Origin of the sequence: Nonomuraea endophytica, assembly GCF_014203235.1 — a bacterium.
GTDB lineage: Bacteria > Actinomycetota > Actinomycetes > Streptosporangiales > Streptosporangiaceae > Nonomuraea > Nonomuraea endophytica.
The window spans coordinates 995910-1014060 of sequence record NZ_JACHIN010000001.1 but is presented as its reverse complement, the minus strand read 5'-3'; the positions used below and the strand labels follow the sequence as shown (position 1 = coordinate 1014060).

19 protein-coding genes are annotated in these 18151 nt (G+C 70.5%); 13 read left to right on the top strand and 6 right to left on the bottom strand.

All coding sequences use genetic code 11. The features are described 5' to 3' along the window. Positions 1-2 precede the first annotated feature (2 nt). Together HNR40_RS04930 and HNR40_RS04925 are read left to right on the top strand one after the other, a co-directional pair. The gene (locus tag HNR40_RS04930) at positions 3-1019 is read left to right on the top strand and encodes an LCP family protein (protein ID WP_184958660.1); all 1017 of its coding nucleotides are present in this window, start codon (positions 3-5) and stop codon (positions 1017-1019) included. A 33-nt stretch (positions 1020-1052) separates the two neighbouring features. Continuing rightward, positions 1053-2027, top strand: coding sequence for an alpha/beta fold hydrolase (locus tag HNR40_RS04925; protein WP_184958658.1), 975 nt, complete (start codon positions 1053-1055; stop codon positions 2025-2027). Here the strand turns inward: HNR40_RS04925 and HNR40_RS04920 are convergent. The 3 genes from HNR40_RS04920 to HNR40_RS04910 form a co-directional block, all read right to left on the bottom strand. Next, positions 2001-2873 (bottom strand): HAD family hydrolase, encoded by an 873-nt coding sequence (locus tag HNR40_RS04920; protein WP_184958656.1) that lies wholly within the window; start codon positions 2871-2873, stop codon positions 2001-2003. The two genes, HNR40_RS04925 and HNR40_RS04920, sit on opposite strands and share 27 nt — an antisense overlap. Positions 2874-2883: 10 nt before the next feature. Then, complete coding sequence (locus tag HNR40_RS04915; protein WP_184958653.1) at positions 2884-3588, bottom strand: DUF5667 domain-containing protein; 705 nt, start codon at positions 3586-3588, stop codon at positions 2884-2886. Positions 3589-3650: 62 nt separating this feature from the next. Beyond that, positions 3651-4289, bottom strand: coding sequence for a sigma-70 family RNA polymerase sigma factor (locus HNR40_RS04910; RefSeq protein WP_184958651.1), 639 nt, complete (start codon positions 4287-4289; stop codon positions 3651-3653). 178 nt (positions 4290-4467) lie between these two features. Here HNR40_RS04910 and HNR40_RS04905 point away from each other — a divergent pair, with 178 nt between their 5' ends. Beyond that, positions 4468-5925: an antibiotic biosynthesis monooxygenase gene (locus tag HNR40_RS04905; RefSeq protein ID WP_184958650.1), complete on the top strand. Its 1458-nt coding sequence runs from the start codon at positions 4468-4470 to the stop codon at positions 5923-5925. Here the strand turns inward: HNR40_RS04905 and HNR40_RS04900 are convergent. Continuing rightward, on the bottom strand, positions 5922-6158 hold the full coding sequence (locus HNR40_RS04900; RefSeq protein ID WP_184958648.1) for a glutaredoxin family protein: 237 nt from the start codon (positions 6156-6158) through the stop codon (positions 5922-5924). The two genes, HNR40_RS04905 and HNR40_RS04900, sit on opposite strands and share 4 nt — an antisense overlap. A 115-nt stretch (positions 6159-6273) precedes the next feature. Between HNR40_RS04900 and HNR40_RS04895 the strand changes: the two genes are divergently transcribed. The 8 genes from HNR40_RS04895 to HNR40_RS04860 all read left to right on the top strand — a co-directional run bounded on the left by HNR40_RS04895 (position 6274) and on the right by HNR40_RS04860 (position 14394). Next, on the top strand, positions 6274-6951 hold the full coding sequence (locus HNR40_RS04895) for a redox-sensing transcriptional repressor Rex (protein WP_184958646.1): 678 nt from the start codon (positions 6274-6276) through the stop codon (positions 6949-6951). After that, positions 6948-8216: a glutamyl-tRNA reductase gene (locus tag HNR40_RS04890; protein ID WP_184958644.1), complete on the top strand. Its 1269-nt coding sequence runs from the start codon at positions 6948-6950 to the stop codon at positions 8214-8216. The genes HNR40_RS04895 and HNR40_RS04890 overlap by 4 nt, the downstream gene beginning before the upstream one ends. Beyond that, positions 8213-9118: a hydroxymethylbilane synthase gene (gene hemC, locus HNR40_RS04885; RefSeq protein WP_312896181.1), complete on the top strand. Its 906-nt coding sequence runs from the start codon at positions 8213-8215 to the stop codon at positions 9116-9118. The genes HNR40_RS04890 and hemC overlap by 4 nt, the downstream gene beginning before the upstream one ends. Beyond that, entirely contained in the window at positions 9115-10656 is a 1542-nt protein-coding gene (locus tag HNR40_RS04880) for a bifunctional uroporphyrinogen-III C-methyltransferase/uroporphyrinogen-III synthase (RefSeq protein WP_184958642.1), read from the top strand. The genes hemC and HNR40_RS04880 overlap by 4 nt, the downstream gene beginning before the upstream one ends. Positions 10657-10668: 12 nt before the next feature. After that, a complete protein-coding gene (gene hemB / locus HNR40_RS04875; RefSeq protein WP_184958640.1) occupies positions 10669-11652 on the top strand; it encodes a porphobilinogen synthase in 984 nt (327 codons plus the stop codon). A gap of 136 nt (positions 11653-11788) precedes the next feature. Continuing rightward, positions 11789-12430, top strand: coding sequence for a bifunctional DNA primase/polymerase (locus HNR40_RS04870; protein WP_184958638.1), 642 nt, complete (start codon positions 11789-11791; stop codon positions 12428-12430). A 33-nt stretch (positions 12431-12463) separates the two neighbouring features. After that, positions 12464-13753, top strand: a complete 1290-nt coding sequence (gene hemL, locus HNR40_RS04865; RefSeq protein WP_184958636.1) for a glutamate-1-semialdehyde 2,1-aminomutase — start codon at positions 12464-12466, stop codon at positions 13751-13753. Between the two features lie 53 nt (positions 13754-13806). Beyond that, entirely contained in the window at positions 13807-14394 is a 588-nt protein-coding gene (locus tag HNR40_RS04860) for a GNAT family N-acetyltransferase (protein WP_221339920.1), read from the top strand. Here HNR40_RS04860 and HNR40_RS04855 read toward each other — a convergent pair. Next, complete coding sequence (locus HNR40_RS04855; RefSeq protein ID WP_184958635.1) at positions 14319-15209, bottom strand: EamA family transporter; 891 nt, start codon at positions 15207-15209, stop codon at positions 14319-14321. The genes HNR40_RS04860 and HNR40_RS04855 overlap by 76 nt on opposite strands. A 196-nt stretch (positions 15210-15405) precedes the next feature. Between HNR40_RS04855 and HNR40_RS04850 the strand changes: the two genes are divergently transcribed. Further along, on the top strand, positions 15406-16305 hold the full coding sequence (locus HNR40_RS04850) for a LysR family transcriptional regulator (RefSeq protein WP_184958633.1): 900 nt from the start codon (positions 15406-15408) through the stop codon (positions 16303-16305). A gap of 107 nt (positions 16306-16412) precedes the next feature. Here the strand turns inward: HNR40_RS04850 and HNR40_RS04845 are convergent, their stop codons facing one another. Continuing rightward, entirely contained in the window at positions 16413-17270 is an 858-nt protein-coding gene (locus tag HNR40_RS04845; protein WP_184958631.1) for an EamA family transporter, read from the bottom strand. A gap of 237 nt (positions 17271-17507) precedes the next feature. On the opposite strand from HNR40_RS04845, the gene HNR40_RS04840 reads away from it, so the two are divergent. Further along, entirely contained in the window at positions 17508-18146 is a 639-nt protein-coding gene (locus HNR40_RS04840; protein WP_184958630.1) for a histidine phosphatase family protein, read from the top strand. Positions 18147-18151 lie beyond the last annotated feature (5 nt).

Sequence of the window (18151 nt, the reverse complement as noted above, 5' to 3'; positions counted from 1 at the left end):
CGATGGACGATCTGAAGTTGCTCCGCGACTTCGGCAGGGAGCTGGAGCAGGAGCCGCCCGCCACGCTGGTCCGCCAGCGGCGCAGGTACATGGGGACAGCGCCCAGGCGGCGCGGACGTGCCGGCTGGGCGATGATGGGCGCGGTGGCCGTCGCGACCGCGCTGGCCGTCGCGGTGCCCACGCTGCTGCTGAGCAACCGGGACCGGGCGCTGCCGATGGGGTCGGGGGACCGTCCGGTGAACGTCTCCGGCGTCCGGAACATCCTGCTCATCGGCTCCGACACCCGCGAAGGCCCGGGGAACGAGGATTACGGCCCGCGGGAGGCGCGGCAGGGGTCCAAGGCGCGGGCCGACACGATCGCGCTCGTGCACCTGCCTGCCGACCGGGGCAAGCCGACGGTGGTGAGCGTGCCGCGTGACTCGCTCGTGCAGATCGCCGCGTGCGAGGGTTCGCCCGCGCGCCGCGACATGATCAATGCCGCCTACACCACGGGCGGCGTCGAATGCCTGGTCAAGACGCTGGAAAAGCTGACCGGCGTCCGCGTCGACCACTACGCGGAAGTTGATTTTTCGGGATTCAAGAAGGTCGTTGACGCCCTCGGCGGCGTCGAGGTGACGATCAAGCAGCCCATCGAGGACCCGAAGGCGAAGCTGAGCCTGCCCGGCGGCCGCAGCACACTCGACGGCGAGAAGGCGCTCGGCTACTTCCGGCTGCGCCACACGGGCGACGGCTCCGACGTTCAGCGCATCAAGCGGCAGCAGAGCCTGCTCTACGCGATGCTGGCGAAGGCGAAGACCGCGCTGGTGACCAACCCGGCCGGGTTCCGCGAGTTCCTGGGCGCGGTGACGGCGGCGACCACGACGGACCTGAACGTGGAGGAGATGTACCAGCTGGCCACCAGCCTGCGGAAGAGCAAGCCGGTGTTCGTGACCGTGCCCTGGGCGCCCGCGCCCGACGACCCCAACCGGCTCGTCTGGAAGCAACCCGAGGCCAAGGAGCTCTTCGCGAAGCTCCGATAGTCTTATTAGACAAAAAGTCCTATAGTCGCGGGCATGCGGTACAAGGTGCTCGTGACCGGGCTGCTCCTCGGCGTCGCCGTGGGACTCGTCGCCCGGAAGAGGTCCAGCGAGACGCTCGGCGGCCAGCACGGCCGCCGGCTGCCCGTCGAGACGGACGACGGCGCCGTCATCGACGTCGACGTCAGGGAGTCCGGCACGCCCGCCTACGCCGTGGTCTTCGCCCACGGCTGGGTGCTCAACCGGCACAGCTGGCACTACCAGCGGGAGGTCCTCCCCGATGAGGCCATGCTGGTCGGCTACGACCAGCGCGGGCACGGGGCCTCCACGGCCGGCCCGGCAGGACCCTGCTCGATAGAACGGCTCGCCGCCGACCTGGAGGCCGTGATCGACGCGGCGGTCCCGCCGGGCCTGCCGATCGTCCTGGTCGGCCACTCCATGGGCGGCATGACCATCATGGGGCTGGCCGCCCGGCGGCCCGAGCTGTTCGGCGACCGGGTCGTCGCCGTGGCGCTCATCAGCACCTCGTCGGGAAGGCTGGCCGAGGGGCTCGCCGGCAGGACGGCCCCCGTGCTGCTGAACCGGCTGAAGGCCAGGGCGGCGCTCATCGACGCCAGCCCGGCGCTCCTGCGCGCCGGGACCAACTGGCCCGTCACCCGGCTGGCCGCCTTCGGGCCGAAGGCGCGCGGCCACCACGTGCGCTTCATCAACAAGATGGTCGCCGCGACGCCCACCGAGGTCATGGTCGGCTACTTCCACGCCATCCTGGCGCACGACAAGCTCGCCGCCCTCCAGGCGCTGAGCCGGGTCGAGACGCTGGTCATGGTCGGCGAGCGCGACCGGCTCACCACGCCCGCGCACGCCCGCAGGATCGCCGCCGCGCTGCCGGACGCCACGCTGGTGGTCGCGCCCGGCGCCGGTCACATGCTGGGGCTGGAACGTCCCGAACTGGTCAACGCCGCGCTCAAGGCGCTGATCCGGCGCTCACTTGGACCGGTAGTGGCGGCGTAGCGCGATCCCGGCCGCGATGCCGCCGGCGACGGCGCCCAGGCCCGCCGCTATCGGCAGCGCGGCCATCGTGGCCTTCCTGCCGGTGCGGAAGTCCTTGATCGGCCAGCCGTGCTTCCTGGCGTGCTCGCGCAGCTCGGAGTCGGGGTTGATGGCCACCGCCTGCCCGACCAGCGACAGCAGCGGCAGGTCGTTGGCCGAGTCGCTGTAGGCGGTGCAGCGGGTCAGGTCGAGCCCTTCCCTGCGGGCCAGCGCGCGCACCGCCTCCGCCTTGGCCGGGCCGTGCAGCAGGTCGCCCACCAGGTGGCCGGTGTAGACGCCGTCGCGGGTCTCGGAGACCGTGCCGAGCGCGCCGGTGAGGCCGAGGCGCTGGGCGATCACGTGGGCCAGCTCGACCGGAGTGGCGGTCACCAGCCAGACCCGCTGGCCGGTGTCCAGGTGCGACTGTGCCAGTGCCCTGGTGCCCGCCCAGATGCGGTCGGCCATGACCTCGTCGTAGATCTCCTCGCCGAGCCGTACGACGTCGTCGACCTTGCTGCCGGCGACGAAGGCCAGCGCGGTCTCGCGGGCGACCGCGATGTGCTCGGGGTTCTCGTTGCCGCGCAGCCGGAACGCGGCCTGCCCGACCGCGAACTTCAGCAGGTCGGAGGTGGTGAACAGACCGCGCGTGGCCAGGCCCCTGGCGAAGTGGTAGATGGAGGCGCCACGCATCATCGTGTTGTCGACGTCGAAGAACGCGGCGGCCTCGGGGTCGGGGTCGGCAGGTTGCGTCACGACCGCCGCCGCGGCGGCGACCTCGCCGGCGACCTGGGCTTCTGTCTCGTGTCGTCGTCGAAGTAGCCGCCTCATGCACAGCAGCTTACCTAGGCACCGCAAGGCCTTCGATGTAGTGCAAATAGGTATTCGCCTGGTCCTGCTCGGGGCCGTTGAGCTGCTCCAGCATGGGCTCGACCATGTCGCGCTGGTCCTGGGCGAAACTGTTGACCTTGGGGGAGCGCGGCTCGACCCGCTCCATCCGCTTGATGGCCGATTTCGTGGATTCGGCCATGTCACTCAGAGTAGCCGAGACGAGGGGCCCGTCGCCGGAGCCGCCGAGCAGCGCGGCCACCTCGGCGGCGCGTTCCTTGGCCGAGACCATCTCGCGCTCGGCCCGCTCCCTGTCGTCGGTGCTGAGACGTACCAGCGTGTGCTCCGCGGCCCGCTTGAGCGGGTAAAGCGTGTCGCCGGGCACCGACTGGTAGGTGAAGAAGGCCGACATCATCATGCCCGCGGCCAGGCCGAGCGTCGCGAGCTGCGACGGCCACGACAACCGCACCCTCCTGGTACGCCTGGCGTGCCGAGCCCTGCCAGGCGGCGCCTGAGCCTCGGGCACGGCGATCGCGGCGGCTTCGGCTTCAGCTTCGGCCTCGGCCGAGATCAGCCGTGTTCTCAGCCGCTCGCGGAAGTCGCCGTCCGGCCCGCCGCCCTGAGGCAGCCTGCGCAGCTCGTCAAGCTGGCCGAGAAGCCGCTCGTGCGACCCTTGCGCGGCTCCGAACGGCCATCGGCGAGGTCGCGCCCTACCCATGCCTGCTCCCTGTGGCCCCCGTCCGGTGTGACACCTGCCTAACGAGGCGCCGCGGGCGGAGGTTACGCGAGGTCGTGTTTGAGAGCCCTGGCCAGCGCCCGGATCGCACGGAACTGCAGGGCTTTGATCGCTCCACTCTTCTTCCCCATGATCAACGCGGTCTCCGCGAGAGACAGGCCGTGCAGGAAGCGCAGGACCACGCACTCCTGCTGCTCGGGATTGAGGTCTCGGACGGCGCGCAGGACGCGGTCGTTGATGATGGCCGTGACCACCGCGTTCTCCGGGATGTAAGCCCCGTCGAGCGGTACGTCGAGCACCTCGCCGGTAGTGATCTCCAGGCGGTAGCGCCCGGACTTGAAGTGGTCGGTGACGAGGTTGCGGGCGATCGTCACCAGCCAGGCGCCGAAGTCGCGGCCCTGCCAGGTGAAGTCGGCCACACGACGGAGGGCACGTAAGAATGTCTCTGAGGTGAGGTCCTCGGCCAGGGGGTGGGAGCCCACGCGGAAGTAGATGTAGCGGTAGACAAGATCGACGTAGCGGTCATAGAGCGTGCCAAAGGCTTCCGTGTCGCCGGTCTTCGCCCGCAACACCAGCGTACGCACGTCATCTGGGATCTCTTCGCGCACGGCAAGCTCGCTTGTCCGGGTGTTGCCAGCGACCGCTGGCGACAGAAGCCCGGCGAACGGCCACGAGTCAGGCATCCGGTGTCCCTGGGGGTAGGGGCTGCGGCGTGCTCGAACACTCTAGAAATCAACCGGAAATTCCACAATCCGCTTCAGGGTGGCGTCACTAGCCGTAATCGGCGGATACGGTGTGGACCGACCCGTTCCCTCTTCGGCTACCGGCTGGGAGGCATCGTCAGGCAGCATTGGAGTCACCATGGAGATCCTTGTTGCTGTCATCGCGTTCGCGGGCGCGCTCCTCGCCGCGATCGCAACCGGTGCCCTGATCCGTAGTCTTCGTGAGGAGCGCGAAGGGTGGCTGATCGCCTGGACGGTCGCCACGGCGATGCTCTGCATCGCGCTGGGCGCGATCGGCACGGGCTACCTTATCGGCTTCGGCGAGGGCACGTTCCGGATCTACCAACTGGCCGGATCCTTGATCGCCCCGCTGTGGATGGCGATCGGGCTCATCCAGTTGCTGGCGGAGAAGACGCCGCCGAAGTTCCTCGCCTGGCTGTTCGGGGTCGCGTTCACCATCGTCAGCTCGGTGGTGATCGTCTTCGACCCCGTGCTCAAGGCCACGGAGATGGCCAAGGCGCTGCCGCCCGGCTCGTCCCACTGGAGCCTGATCGCCAGCTCCGTCCTGCTCGGCTCGCACGTGATCGCCGCGCTCATCCTGCTCGGCTGTGTGGTGGTCGCCGCCCTGCGCTGGCGCAACGGCGACGACTACGACACCGACAACCTGCACGCCGCCGCCGTCATCGCGCCCTCGGCGCTGGCCCTGATCGGCGCGGTGCGCTTCGCCGTGCCCGGCGTCTTCACCACCGCGCTGCTCGTGGTGGCCGCCGCGGCGATCTGGTATGCCGTGCTGCGCCCGCTCGCGCCGTACGAGGACGAGGAGGACGACATCAAGAGCGAGAGCTGGGAATCCGCCTCCGCGGGCCGCAGAGCCGTGCCTGAGCGCACGCCGGCCCGCATGGAGGCGCAGGCGCCGCTGGAGCCCCCGCGGCCCAGGCCCTCGGGCCTGAGCGACCTCGTCGCCGAGTACCGCGCCGGTGACCAGGACGTGGGCTACAACCCGATGAACCCGGCAACCGGCCACATGAACCCGATGAACCCGATGAACTCGGCCACGGGCCACATGAGTCCCGCACCCGCGATGGACCCCGGCCCCTCGACCGGCTACATCATGAACGGCGGCGAGCAGGCCCTCGGCCGCCACAGCGGCGGCCCGCCCCAGCCCCAGCAGCCCGACAGCTACAACATGCCGAACACCGGCGTCGTCTACCCGGGCGCCGAGGTCTTCCAGCCCAGCGCGCCCCAGCCGGCCGTCGGCGGACGCCCGTCGCCCAGCATCTACGGCCTGCTGACCGTCTTCACGCTGATGGACGGATCCGGCGAGATGTTCGACCGCCTGGCCGACATGACCGTCGAGGCCGTGCGCCGCGGCGAGCCCGACACGCTCGTCTACGCCTGCCACGCGGTGAAGTCCGCGCCCCTGCAGCGCATCGTCTACGAGCTCTACCGCGACGAGGTGGCCTTCCAGGACCACCAGCGCCAGCCCCACGTCGAGCGGTTCGTCAACGAGCGCCAGGCCATGGTGCTGGCCACCAACATCATCGAGCTCAACGTCAACGCCGCCAAGGTCGTCCCCCTGCCGACGGCGCTCTTCTAACCTCCCAGGGCCGCCCGCAGGCGTTCCTCCGACACGCGCCAGAAGTCGTGCTGCACCCCGTCCACGAGCGTGACCGGAATCATGTCGTTGTACTTTTCCCGGAGCTCAGCGGAGCTGTCGATGTCCACCTCGGTCCACCTGACCCCCAGCTCAGCCGCGACTTTCGCGATGACGGCGCGGGCGTCGTCGCATAGGTGGCAGCCTTGCCGGCCGTACAGAGTGATCTCGTGCATGGGGTCAACGGTAGTGGCGACTTTGTGCGTCGGTTCACAAAGGGATTAACCTGAAAGACGGTTCGATTCCCATGACGCGGTCGAGAGGCCGCCCGTTCCCCTGGAGCTCCGGCACGTGAAGAGCCCGTCCCAGCCCCGTGACCGAGGCATACCCGAGGCAACGGTCGCACGGCTCCCGCTATATCTGCGGGCGCTGAACGGGATGGCCGAGCGCGGCATCGCCACGGTCTCGTCCGAAGACCTGGCGGCCGCCGCCGGCGTCAATTCGGCCAAGCTCCGCAAGGATCTGTCGCATCTGGGGTCCTATGGCACGCGGGGGGTGGGTTACGACGTTGAATACCTCGTGTACCAGATCTCGCGGGAGCTGGGCCTGACCCAGGACTGGGCCGTCGCCATCGTCGGCGTCGGCAACCTCGGCCGTGCCCTCGCGAACTACGGCGGTTTCGTGTCCCGGGGGTTCCGGATCGCCGCCCTGCTCGACGCCGACCCCGAAATCGTGGGCGACGACATCGCGGGGTTGAATGTTGAACACATCGACGAACTGGAAGCCGTGATCGGGCGGCGCGGGGTCTCCATCGTGGTGCTCGCCACACCTGCCGTGGCAGCTCAGGAGGTGTGCGACCGGGTGGTGTCCGCGGGCGTGACCAGCATCCTGAACTTTGCTCCTGTCGTACTTTCAGTGCCGGACAGCGTCGATGTCCGTAAGGTTGACCTATCAATAGAACTGCAGATCCTTGCGTTCCATGAGCAACGCAAAGCTGGGGGGCCACTCATGGCCGTGGACAGTCAATGAGTGTTCTGACGATCGGACTCAGCCACCGGACGGCTCCGGTGGCCATGCTCGAACGTGTCTCGGTGTCGGGGGACACTCTTTCCAAGCTCCTCTACGACGTGCAGCAGGACGTCTGCGTCGCCGAGGCGATGGTGGTCTCGACCTGCAACCGGGTCGAGGTCTACGCCGCCGTGGACCGCTTCCACGCGGCCGTGACGGCGGTCAGCAGGCTGCTGAGCGTCCATACCGGCGTGCCCGTCGACGAACTGACGCCGCACCTGTACGTCCACTATGAGGATCGCGCGGTCGAGCACCTGTTCTCGGTGGTGTGCGGCCTCGACTCGATGGTGGTCGGCGAGGGCCAGATCCTCGGCCAGGTGCGCAGGGCGCTCAAGCTCGCCCAGAAGCACGGCACCGTCGGCGCCACGCTGAACGAGCTCGTCCAGCAGGCGCTGCGCGTGGGCAAGCGGGCCCACGCCGACACGGGCATCGACCAGGCGGGCGCGTCCCTGGTCTCCGCGGGCCTGGCCTTCGCCGGATCGCTGGAGGGCAAGCGGGCGTTGATCGTCGGCGCGGGCTCGATGAGCTCGCTCGCCGCCGCCACGCTCGCCCGCGCGGGCGCCGGCGAGATCGTGGTCGCCAACCGCACCTTCGAGCGAGGCGTACGGCTCGCCGAGACGGTCGGCGGACGGGCGGTGACGCTGCGCGAGGTTCCCCAGGAGCTCGCGACGGCCGACCTTGTGATCACGTGCACCGGCGGAGGGTCGCACGTGGTCACCCCGGCCATGCTCACCGGCGGGCCGGCCGCAGAGGTGTTCCTGCTCGACCTGGCGCTGCCCCACGACGTGGACCCGGCGGTGCGCGAGCTGCCCGGCGTCACGCTGGTGGACCTGGAGACCATCCAGGAGTCGGGCATCGGCTCGCGGGAGGGCGACGCCGTACAGACGGTGCGCGCGCTCGTCGCCGACGAGCTGGCGGCCTTCCTGAACGCCGAGCGCGCGGCCAGGGTCACCCCGACCGTGGTGGCGCTGCGCAGCAAGGCGGCCGACGTCGTCGAGGCCGAGCTGGGCCGCCTGCTCATGCGCCTGCCCGAGCTCGACGACAGGGCGCGCGGCGAGGTGTCGCTGACCGTGCGGCGCGTGGTGGACAAACTCCTTCATGAGCCCACTGTGCGTGTCAAACAGCTCGCCACCTCCCCAGGGGGCGATCATTATGCGGAAGCTCTGCGCGAGTTGTTCGACCTGGATCCGAAGATGCCCGAGGCCGTGAGGGAGGTGGAGCTGTGACCCTGAAGCTGGGAACGCGCAGGAGCCTTCTGGCCATGACGCAGTCGCAGATGGTCGCCGACGGCTACACCGACGCGACCGGCCGGGCGATCGAGATGGTCGGCATCACGACCTTCGGCGACGTGACCAAGGCGCACCTGGCGCAGCTCGGCGGCACCGGCGTGTTCGTCAGCGCGCTGCGCGACAAGCTGGTCGATGGCGAGATCGATTTCGCCGTCCACTCGCTCAAGGACCTGCCGACCAAGCGGGACGAGCGCTTCACGCTGGCCGCCCTGCCCACCCGCCACGACCACCGCGACGCGCTGGTCGGCGCGCACAAGCTGGCCGACCTGCCGTCCGGCGCCAGGGTCGGCACCGGCTCGCCGCGCCGGGTCGCGATGCTGCGCGCGCTCAGGGCCGACCTGGAGTACGTCCCGATCCGCGGCAACGCCGACACCCGGATCGGCAAGGTAACCTCGGGCGAGCTCGACGCCGTCGTACTCGCCTCGGCGGGTCTGACCAGGATCGGGCGCGACACGGAGATCGCCCAGATCTTCGAGGTCGAGGAGATGCTGCCCGCGCCCGGCCAGGGCGCGCTGGCGGTGGAGTGCCTCGCCGACCGCGCCGACCTGATCGCCTTCCTCGGCGTGCTCGACGACCCGCGGACGCGCTCCGCGGTCGCGGCCGAGCGCGCCGTTCTGTCCGCTCTCGAGGCTGGGTGCTCCGCTCCGGTGGGTGCCTTCGCCGCTGATGACGGGCAGACTTTGAACCTGACCGCCGCCGTCGTCTCGCTCGACGGCCAGGCTGCGGTCCGCAAGTCCGCCGCCGGCTCCTCCTCGGACGCCGATCGCCTGGGCCGCCTGCTGGCGGCCGAGATGCTCGCCGAGGGAGCCGACAGATTGATGGGGGAGCATTCCCATTGAGCGCCGATAGTCCCACCTCCGGTTTCGTGGCGTTCGTGGGTGCGGGTCCAGGTGACCCGAACCTGCTGACGTTGCGTGGTGCCGAGCTGCTAGGCAAGGCCGACGCGGTGGTCCTCGACGAGGACCTGTTCGGCCCGTTGCTCAAGCACTGCCGCGAGGGCGTCGAAGTGGTCGAGGGCGACTACCTCAAGCGTGCCGGTGACGGCGGGCTGGTGGTACGCCTGTGCGAGGGCGACCCGATGCTGTTCTCCTCGATCACCGAGGAGGTCGCCGCCTGCACCGCCGCCGGGGTGGACTTCGAGATCGTGCCCGGTGTGCCGCCCGCGACCGCGGTGCTCACCTACGCGGGCATCCCGCCGGCGGACGATGTGCCGGAGTTCCGTGTGGTCGACGCCGCGCAGGACCAGGACTGGGCCTCGCACGCCGCCTGTCCCGGCACGCTGGTGATCTACAACGGCATCGGCGACGCGGTGGCCATCGGCAAGGCGCTCATCTCGGGCGGCAAGCCCGACAGCACGCCGGTCGCGGTCAGCAGCAGCGGCACCACCACCGAGCAGTTCACGGTGGCGACCACGCTGGGCAGGCTGCAGCCCGACCTGAAGCACGCCGGGTTCACCGAGCCCGCGCTGATCGTCGTCGGCGATGCCGTCGGGCTGCGCGACAAGCTGTCGTGGTTCGAGACCAAGCCGCTGTTCGGCTGGCGGGTCCTGGTGCCGCGGACCAAAGAGCAGTCCAAGGCGCTGTCGGAGCAGTTGCTCTCCTACGGCGCGGTGCCCGACGAGGTGCCGACCATCTCGGTCGAGCCGCCCCGCACGCCGCAGCAGATGGACCGGGCCATCAAGGGCCTGGTCACCGGCCGCTACGAGTGGGTCGCCTTCACCAGCTCCAACGCCGTCAAGGCGGTGCGCGAGAAGTTCGAGGAGTACGGGCTCGACGCGCGGGCCTTCGCCGGGCTCAAGGTGGCCGCGGTGGGCGAGGCGACCGCGCGGGCGCTGGTCGAGTTCGGCGTCAAGCCCGACCTGCTGCCCTCGGGCGAGCAGTCGTCGGAGGGCCTGGTCGCCGAGTGGCCGCCCTACGACTCGATGCTCGACCCGATCAACCGGGTGCTGCTGCCCAGGGCCGACATCTCCACCGACACGCTCGTGGCCGGGCTGACCGAGCTGGGCTGGGAGTGCGACGACGTCACGGCGTACCGGACCGTGCGGGCGGCGCCGCCACCCGCGCCGATCCGCGAGGCGATCAAGGGCGGCGGGTTCGACGCGGTGCTGTTCACCTCGTCCTCGACCGTGCGCAACCTGGTCGGCATCGCCGGCAAGCCGCACAACGTCACCGTCATCGCGGTCATCGGCCCGCAGACGGCCAAGACGGCCGAGGAGTTCGGCCTGCGCGTGGATGTCATGGCGGACAAACCGTCGGCCTCCGCGCTGGCCGCCGCCCTCGCCGAGTACGGTGCTAAGCAGAGGCAGGCGGCGATCGCCGCGGGTGACACCCCGCGTAAGCCCTCGCAGAACCGCCGTGGGGCACGCCGCCGCAAATAGGAGTTTCGTCACATGAGTGCTGAGTTCCCCGTCGCGCGTCCGCGGCGGCTTCGCCGTACCCCTGTCATGAGACGGATGGTCGCGGGCACGCGCCTGCACCCGTCGCAGCTGATCCTGCCGGCCTTCGTGAAGGAGGGCATCGCCGAGCCGCAGGCCGTGGCCTCGATGCCCGGCGTCTATCAGCACACCCGCGAGTCGCTGCGCAAGGCCGCCCACGAGGCGGCCGAGGCGGGCGTGGGCGGGCTGATCCTGTTCGGCATCCCGGCGGTGAAGGACGCCCGCGGCTCGGCGGGCGACGACCCCGACGGGATTCTCCAGCAGGCGCTGCGCGAGGTGAACGCCGAGGTCGGCGACGCGATCGTGGTGATGGCCGACACCTGCCTGGACGAGTTCACCGACCACGGGCACTGCGGGGTGCTGACGCCCGGCGGTGAGGTCGACAACGACGCCACGCTGGAGCGCTACGCCTCCATCGCGGTGGCGCAGGCCGAGGCCGGCTCCCAGATGGTCGCCCCGAGCGGGATGATGGACGGCCAGGTGGGCGTGATCCGCGCCGCCCTGGACGGTGCGGGCTTCTCCCACATTCCGATCATGGCCTACACGGCCAAGTACGCCTCGGCGTTCTTCGGTCCCTTCCGCGAGGCGGCCGAGTGCGCACCGCAGTTCGGCGACCGCGCCTCCCACCAGCAGGACCCCGGAGGGCCGCTGGAGGAAGCCATGCGTGAGGTACGGCTGGACCTCGCGGAAGGCGCCGACGTGGTCATGGTCAAGCCGGCGATGTCCTACCTCGACGTCATCCGCCAGTTCCGCGACAGCGTGGACGTGCCGGTGGCGGCCTATCAGGTCAGCGGCGAGTACTCGATGATCGAGGCGGCGGCGGCCAACGGCTGGATCGACCGCGAGCGGATGATCATGGAGTCGTTGATCGGCATCCGGCGCGCCGGAGCCGACCTGATCCTCACCTACTGGGCCACCGAGGTGGCTCGGCGTCTCTAGGTGGGGGTTTCCCGCTCACCCCTGCGACCTGTGCGTTAGAGTGCGATAACAAGTGCTGGTGTGTCCCAGGTGGTGCGTTGGAGCCCCGGGGTCAGGGACCTCCTCAGGCGCGCGGGAATTTCGAACGGGAGTCACCATGGTCGGGGTACCACTCGCTCGGCGTACGCGGAAGCGGGCCGCGAAACTCACGCGCCCGACCAGGATCGACACGGTGCTGAGCTATGCCGCTCTCGGCTGGCCCAGCGCGCCGGGGGCGCACCCGCTGCGGCACGGGCCGCGCGCGTGCTCCTGTGACCGCCTCGGCTGTCCGGACCCCGGCGCGCATCCGCTCTCCCCGGCCTGGCATCTGCAGGCCACGACCGACGCCACCCAGCTCACCCGCTGGTGGCAGCACGAGCCCGACGCCAATGTGATTCTCCCCACGGGACGCGTCTTCGACGTCTTCGACGTACCCCTGGCGGCCGGACTCGCCGCGCTCACGCGCATCGACGAAGCCGGCTCCCGCTCAGGCCCGGTCGCCGCCAACGGCGACCGGGTTCTGTTTTATGTGGCCACGCGCGGCAACCCGGACGACGAGGACGAGTGGTGGTCCTGCCATCTCGACTGCGACCCGGCGACCATCGACGACACCCCGGGGCTGCGCTGGCACTGCCGCGACAGCTACGTGCTCGCGCCGCCGTCCACGCTGCCGACCGGCCAGCCCGTCTCCTGGCTGCGCCCGCCGGACGGCCGCCCGCTCCCCGACCCGCTGCGTGTTCTGGAGCAGCTCACCGACTGACCGGGCTCGGGTGCCGGCCTCTACCCTGTAGGGGTGAGCCGTACTGACAAGTCTGAGAGCCTGTTCGACCGCGCCAGGACCGTCGTGCCCGGTGGCGTCAACTCGCCCGTGCGCGCCTTCGGCGCCGTCGGCGGCACGCCGCGCTTCATGGCCGACGGCCAGGGCCCCTACATCACCGACGTCGACGGCAACCGCTACGTCGACCTGGTCTGCTCCTGGGGGCCGATGATCCTGGGCCACCGCCACCCCGCCGTCGTCGAGGCCGTCTCCGCGGCGCTCTCCCACGGCATGTCGTACGGCACCGCCACCCCGGGCGAGGTCGAACTGGCCGAGGAACTGGTCTCCCGGATGGCCCCGGTGGAGAAGATCCGGCTGGTCAGCTCCGGCACCGAGGCCACGATGAGCGCGGTGCGCCTGGCCCGCGGCTTCACCGGCCGTTCCAAGGTGGTGAAGTTCGCCGGCTGCTACCACGGCCACGTGGACGCCCTGCTGGCCTCTGCCGGCTCCGGAGTGGTGACGTTCGGGCTGCCCGACACCCCCGGCGTGACCGGCGCGTCGGCGGCCGACACGATCGTGCTGCCGTACAACTCGCGCGAGGCGGTCGAGGAGGCCTTCGCCGCCGCCGAGATCGCGTGTGTGATCACCGAGGCGTGCCCGGCGAACATGGGTGTGGTGCCGCCCGCGCCCGGCTTCAACGCGTTCCTGAAGGAGATCTGCGCCCGCAACGGCGCCCTGCTGATCGTCGACGAGGTGCTGACGGGCTTCCGCGTCTCCCGCTCCGGCTGGTACGGCCTGGACCCGGTCGACGCCGACCTGATGACCTTCGGCAAGGTGATGGGCGGCGGCCTGCCGGCTGCGGCCTTCGGCGGGCGGGCCGACGTGATGGCCAACCTGGCGCCCGAGGGCCCCGTCTACCAGGCGGGCACGCTGTCCGGTAACCCTCTGGCCTGCGCCGCGGGCCTGGCCACGCTGCGCAACCTCGACGAGGACGCCTACGCCCGGGTTGACGCCGCGGCCGCCACGGTCGCCCAGGCGGCCGCCGAGGCGCTGTCGGCCGAGGGCGTGCCGCACCGGCTGCAGGCGGCGGGCAGCCTGTTCTCGATCTTCTTCACCGACCGCGAGGTGAACGACTTCGACGCGGCCAGGAGCCAGAACACCGCCGCGTTCACCGCCTTCTTCCACGCCATGCTCGACCGGGGCGTCTATCTGCCGCCGTCGGCGTACGAGGCGTGGTTCCTGTCGGCGTCGCACGACGACGAGGCGCTCAACCGCATCGGCGACGCCCTGCCCGCCGCCGCCAAGGCCGCCGCCGCGGTGGCCTGACCCGGCCGGATATTCGGAGGCGGCGAGCAGGCTCGTCGGCTACTGTCGAAGCCATGGTGATCACCTGGCGTCGCCTCACCGAGGACGACTTCCCGCTGGTGAAGCAGTGGCTGGAGCGGCCGCACGTGGCCCGGTGGTGGAACCACGAGACCTCGGCGGAGGCCGTCGCGCGCGACTTCGGCCCGGCGGCCCGGGGCGAGGAGCCGTCGGAGGACCTGCTGGTCTTCCTCGACGGCCGCCCGCTGGGTCTGGTGCAGCGTTCCCGCTACTCCGACTACCCCGAGTACGCCGAGGAACTGGCCCCGATCCTCGAGGTGCCCGGCGGCGCGGTCAGCATCGACTACCTGATCGGCGACGAGGAGCAGGTGGGCAAGGGCCTGGGCCCGTCGATGATCCGCGCGATCGTCGAGTTGACCTGGGCGGACCCGGAGGCGACGTGTGTGATCGTCCCGGTGTCCAAGGCCAACAGGGCCTCGTGGCGGGCGCTGGAGAAGGCGGGCCTGCGCCGGGTGGCCGAGGGCGAGCTGGAGCCGGACAACCCGGTCGACGACCGGGACCACGTCATCTACCGGCTCGACCGCCCGGCCAGTGCCGGTGAGGGCGCCGGCGAAGGGGCCGAGCGGGGCCGCGTACCGGCGTAAAGGACGCCGCAGACGATGAGAACGGCCGCGCCCGCTTTGACCCAGCCGATGGGCTCGCCGACGAACAGCGCGGCCGAGGAGATCCCGAACACCGGGATGAGCAGCGTGTAGGGGGCGACCACCGAGGCGTCGTAGCGGTGCAGCAGCCAGCCCCAGACGCCGAAGCCGCCGAGCGTGGAGATGAACGCCACGTAGCCCAGCGACAGCCAGCCCTCGAGCGGGGCGCTCAGCACGGGCACGCCTTCGACCGCGAACGACAGCAGGAACAGCGGCGGCGTCGACAGCGCGCTCACCCACACCATGAAGCGCAGCGAGTCGGGCGGCGCGGCCCGGCGCTGCATGATCGTCCCGACGCTCCACGAGGCGGCGGCGGCCACGCACAGCATGAAGGCGCCGAACGGGCCTGATGCGCCGAAGTCGACGGCGACGAGGACGAGGCCGCCGAGCGCGAGGGTCAGCCCGGTGATCCGGCGGCCGGTCAGCCGTTCGCCCAGCAGGGTTACCGCGAAGACGACGGTGAAGAGCGACTGGGCCTGCAGCACCAGTGACGCGAGTCCGGGCGGCATCCCCGCCCGCATGCCGATCAGCAGAAAGCCAAACTGACCCACTCCAACCGCCGCCGCGACACCCGCGACCCAGCGCCACGGTACGCCCGGCCGTCCCACGAACAAAAGCGCGGGGAAGGCGGCCAGGGCGAACCGGAGCGCCGCGTACAGCAGAGGCGGGAAGTGGCGCAGGCCCACTTCCATGACGACGAAGTTGAAGCCCCACACGGCCGCGAGGCCGACGGCGAGGGCCAGATGGCGCGGCCTCACTACTTGGAGGCGGGCTTCTGGGCGCGGATGCGCTGCTCGCGGGCCTGCTCGGCGAGCTTCTTGAGGTAGGAGGTCTCGGTCTTCTGTGCGGTGTTGTTTCTCATGCATATATTTTCTCTCGCTACACAATCAACCACAAGCGAGACTTTCTACGCTAAACCCTTTAGGATGGCTTACGAGAGGAGGCTCACATCGGATGCTGGATCTGAATCGGCTCAAAGCCCTGCACGCGGTGCACGTCTACGGCTCCGTGGGCGCCGCGGCCGACGCCCTCATGGTCACGCCCTCCGCGGTGTCGCAGCAGATCGCCAAGCTGGAGCGGGAGACCGGCTCGCGGCTCATGGAGCGCAACGGGCGCGGGGTGCGGCTCACGGACGCCGCCGGACTGCTCGCCGAACACGCCGAGCGCATTCTGGCCCTGGTCGAGACCGCCGAGGCCGACTTCGAAGCGCTGCGCGGCGAGGTCGTCGGCAAGCTCCACGTCGGCTCCTTCCCGACGGCCGCCCGCGGCCTGATGCCGCCCGCGCTCGGCGCGCTGCGCGAGCGCCACCCCGACCTTCAGGTCCTGCTCAACGAGCGGGAGCCGGAGCGCGTCGTGCGCGAGGTCGCCAGGGGCGAGCTCGACCTGGGCGTCGTCCAGGACTGGCTCAACCGGCCCATGGCCATCCCCGACGGGCTGTCCAAGGCGATCCTGCTCGACGACATCGCCGACGTGATCCTGCCCGCCGACCACCCCCTGGCCGACCGCAGGGAGATCGAGCTGGCGGAGCTGAGCGGCGAGCGGTGGGTCAGCTCCTCGCCTGGCACCATCTGCCACGACTGGCTGGTCTACACGCTGCGCAGCGCCGACCTCGAACCGGAGATCGTCTCGATGGCCGACGAGTACCCGACGCAGATGGCGCTGGTCGCCGGTGGCCTCGGCTGCGCGATCGTGCCCAGGCTGGGCCGCGACTGCATGCCGTCGCGGGTGCGCGCGATCCCCACCCTGCCCCGGCAGACCCGCCGCATCTACGCCATCTGGCGCACCGACGCGGCCCGCCGTCCCGCCATCCGAGCGATGGTCGAAGCCCTGAAAGAGGCCGGAACCCTCAACTGAGCCCTCAGCCCGGGCTCAGCTGAGCCCTCAGCCCGGGCTCAGCTGAGCCCTCAGCCCGGGCTCAGCTGAGCCCTCAGCCCGGGCTCAGCTGAGGGCTCACGCGGGGATCAGCTGAGGGCTATCGTCACCACGCCGCCGAGGATCACCCCGGCGGCCAGGAGCCTGCGGCGCAGGTCACCCTCGGCCAGCAGCCTGCCGCCGAGCAGGACCGCGATCAGCACGCTGATCTCCCGCGTCGGCGCCACCACGCTGACCGGCGCCATCGTGAACGCGAACAACACCAGCAGGTAAGAAAGCGGGATCAGCACGCCCGCACCCAGCACGTGCCAGCGGTGCTCGCGCCAGATCCCCCCGATCAGCCGCCGCCGACCGCCCCTCAGCATCGCCGGGGTCAGCGCCAGCGCCCGCCCCGCCTCACCCAGGTAGTTCAGCACCAACGGCGCCACCGCGAACGCGCCGACCACCTGCGCGTCCCACACCGTGTACGCGGCGATGAACACCCCCGTCCCCAGCCCGAACCCGAGCCCACGGGCGTCGGCCCGGCCACCGCCGCTCATCATGAACACCCCGATCCCGACCAGCGCGATCCCCGCGACCCCGGCGATCCCTGGCCGCTCGCCCAGGAACAGCACCGCCACCAGGCTGGCCAGCATCGGCCCGGTGCCCCGCGCCACCGGATACACCGTCGACAGGTCGCCGTACCGGTAGCCGCGCTGCAGCAGCACGAAGTAGCCCAGGTGGAGCGACGTGCTGACGCAGACCACCGCCACGTCGCTCCACCGCACCGGAGTGCCCGTGACGAGCAGGAACCCGGCGAACACCGGAGCCCACATGACGGTCGAGGCGACCGCGACCAGCCAGAGGAAGATCAGGCCGTCGGCCTGGGAGGCCTTCTTGCTGAGGAGGTTCCAGGTGGCGTGCGCCACGGCGGCGACGAGGACGAGAGCGAGGGCCCAGGCGTTCAAGCGGTGAGCTCCTTCCGGGTGTGCGGATAGGAGCCTCCAGGCTTTTGTCCCGTCAGCTGTACGGCCCAGGGCCGCGGCGCCGCTCGGACCTGTCCGCCGGCCCTGGTTGTGTGTCATCAGGACGGACCGGAACGCGGAACCCTAGGCGCAGTCAAGGCGACTTTACCGTCGGTGCCCTTTTCGGACGAGACCGGGTCGCCTATCGGCGCCATCGAAACGGATAGGCTGTCCCACACCATGGCTGAGACCACCGTCGTTCACCTGCTGCGCCACGGTGAGGTGCACAATCCCCACGGCATCCTTTACGGCAGACTTCCCGGCTACCACCTGTCCGAGACAGGTCAGCAGATGGCCGAGATGGTCGCCAAGGCCGTCGCCGGCCGCGACATCGTGGCCCTGTACTCCTCCCCGCTGGAACGTGCCCGCGAGACCGCAGCGCCGCTGGCCACCGCGTTCGGCCTGACCGTGACGGCCGACGACCGGCTGGTGGAGGCGGGCAACCTCCTGGAGGGCCGGACCGTCGGCGCCGGCCTGGCGATCCTGCGCAGCCCGCGTAACTACCGCTACTTCTACAACCCGTGGAAGCCGTCGTGGGGCGAGCCGTACCTGGAGATCGTGCAGCGCATGCGCGGGGTGATCGAGGACGCCCGCGCCGTCGCGCGCGGGCACGAGGTGGTGCTGGTCAGCCACCAGCTCCCGATCTGGGCGATCCGGCTCGCGGCCGAGGGGCGCCGGTTGTGGCACGACCCGCGGCGGCGTCAGTGCTCCCTCGCCAGCATCACCAGCCTCACCTTCGACGAGGACCGGCTGATCAGTGTCGGCTACAGCGAGCCGGCCGGGTCTCTGCGGAAAGGTCAGCGTCCGCCGGGAGCCTGAGCCCT

Excerpts from the sequence above, each read along its gene's own strand:
- HNR40_RS04860 (WP_221339920.1), top strand. The coding sequence starts at position 13,807 with ATGGTGATCACCTGGCGTCGCCTCACCGAGGACGACTTCCCGCTGGTG.
- HNR40_RS04840 (WP_184958630.1), top strand. The coding sequence starts at position 17,508 with ATGGCTGAGACCACCGTCGTTCACCTGCTGCGCCACGGTGAGGTGCAC.
- HNR40_RS04920 (WP_184958656.1), bottom strand. The coding sequence starts at position 2,873 with ATGAGGCGGCTACTTCGACGACGACACGAGACAGAAGCCCAGGTCGCC.
- HNR40_RS04850 (WP_184958633.1), top strand. The coding sequence starts at position 15,406 with ATGCTGGATCTGAATCGGCTCAAAGCCCTGCACGCGGTGCACGTCTAC.
- HNR40_RS04915 (WP_184958653.1), bottom strand. The coding sequence starts at position 3,588 with ATGGGTAGGGCGCGACCTCGCCGATGGCCGTTCGGAGCCGCGCAAGGG.
- HNR40_RS04890 (WP_184958644.1), top strand. The coding sequence starts at position 6,948 with ATGAGTGTTCTGACGATCGGACTCAGCCACCGGACGGCTCCGGTGGCC.
- HNR40_RS04910 (WP_184958651.1), bottom strand. The coding sequence starts at position 4,289 with ATGCCTGACTCGTGGCCGTTCGCCGGGCTTCTGTCGCCAGCGGTCGCT.
- HNR40_RS04925 (WP_184958658.1), top strand. The coding sequence starts at position 1,053 with ATGCGGTACAAGGTGCTCGTGACCGGGCTGCTCCTCGGCGTCGCCGTG.
- HNR40_RS04930 (WP_184958660.1), top strand. The coding sequence starts at position 3 with ATGGACGATCTGAAGTTGCTCCGCGACTTCGGCAGGGAGCTGGAGCAG.
- HNR40_RS04870 (WP_184958638.1), top strand. The coding sequence starts at position 11,789 with ATGGTCGGGGTACCACTCGCTCGGCGTACGCGGAAGCGGGCCGCGAAA.
- hemB (WP_184958640.1), top strand. The coding sequence starts at position 10,669 with ATGAGTGCTGAGTTCCCCGTCGCGCGTCCGCGGCGGCTTCGCCGTACC.
- HNR40_RS04900 (WP_184958648.1), bottom strand. The coding sequence starts at position 6,158 with ATGCACGAGATCACTCTGTACGGCCGGCAAGGCTGCCACCTATGCGAC.
- HNR40_RS04905 (WP_184958650.1), top strand. The coding sequence starts at position 4,468 with ATGGAGATCCTTGTTGCTGTCATCGCGTTCGCGGGCGCGCTCCTCGCC.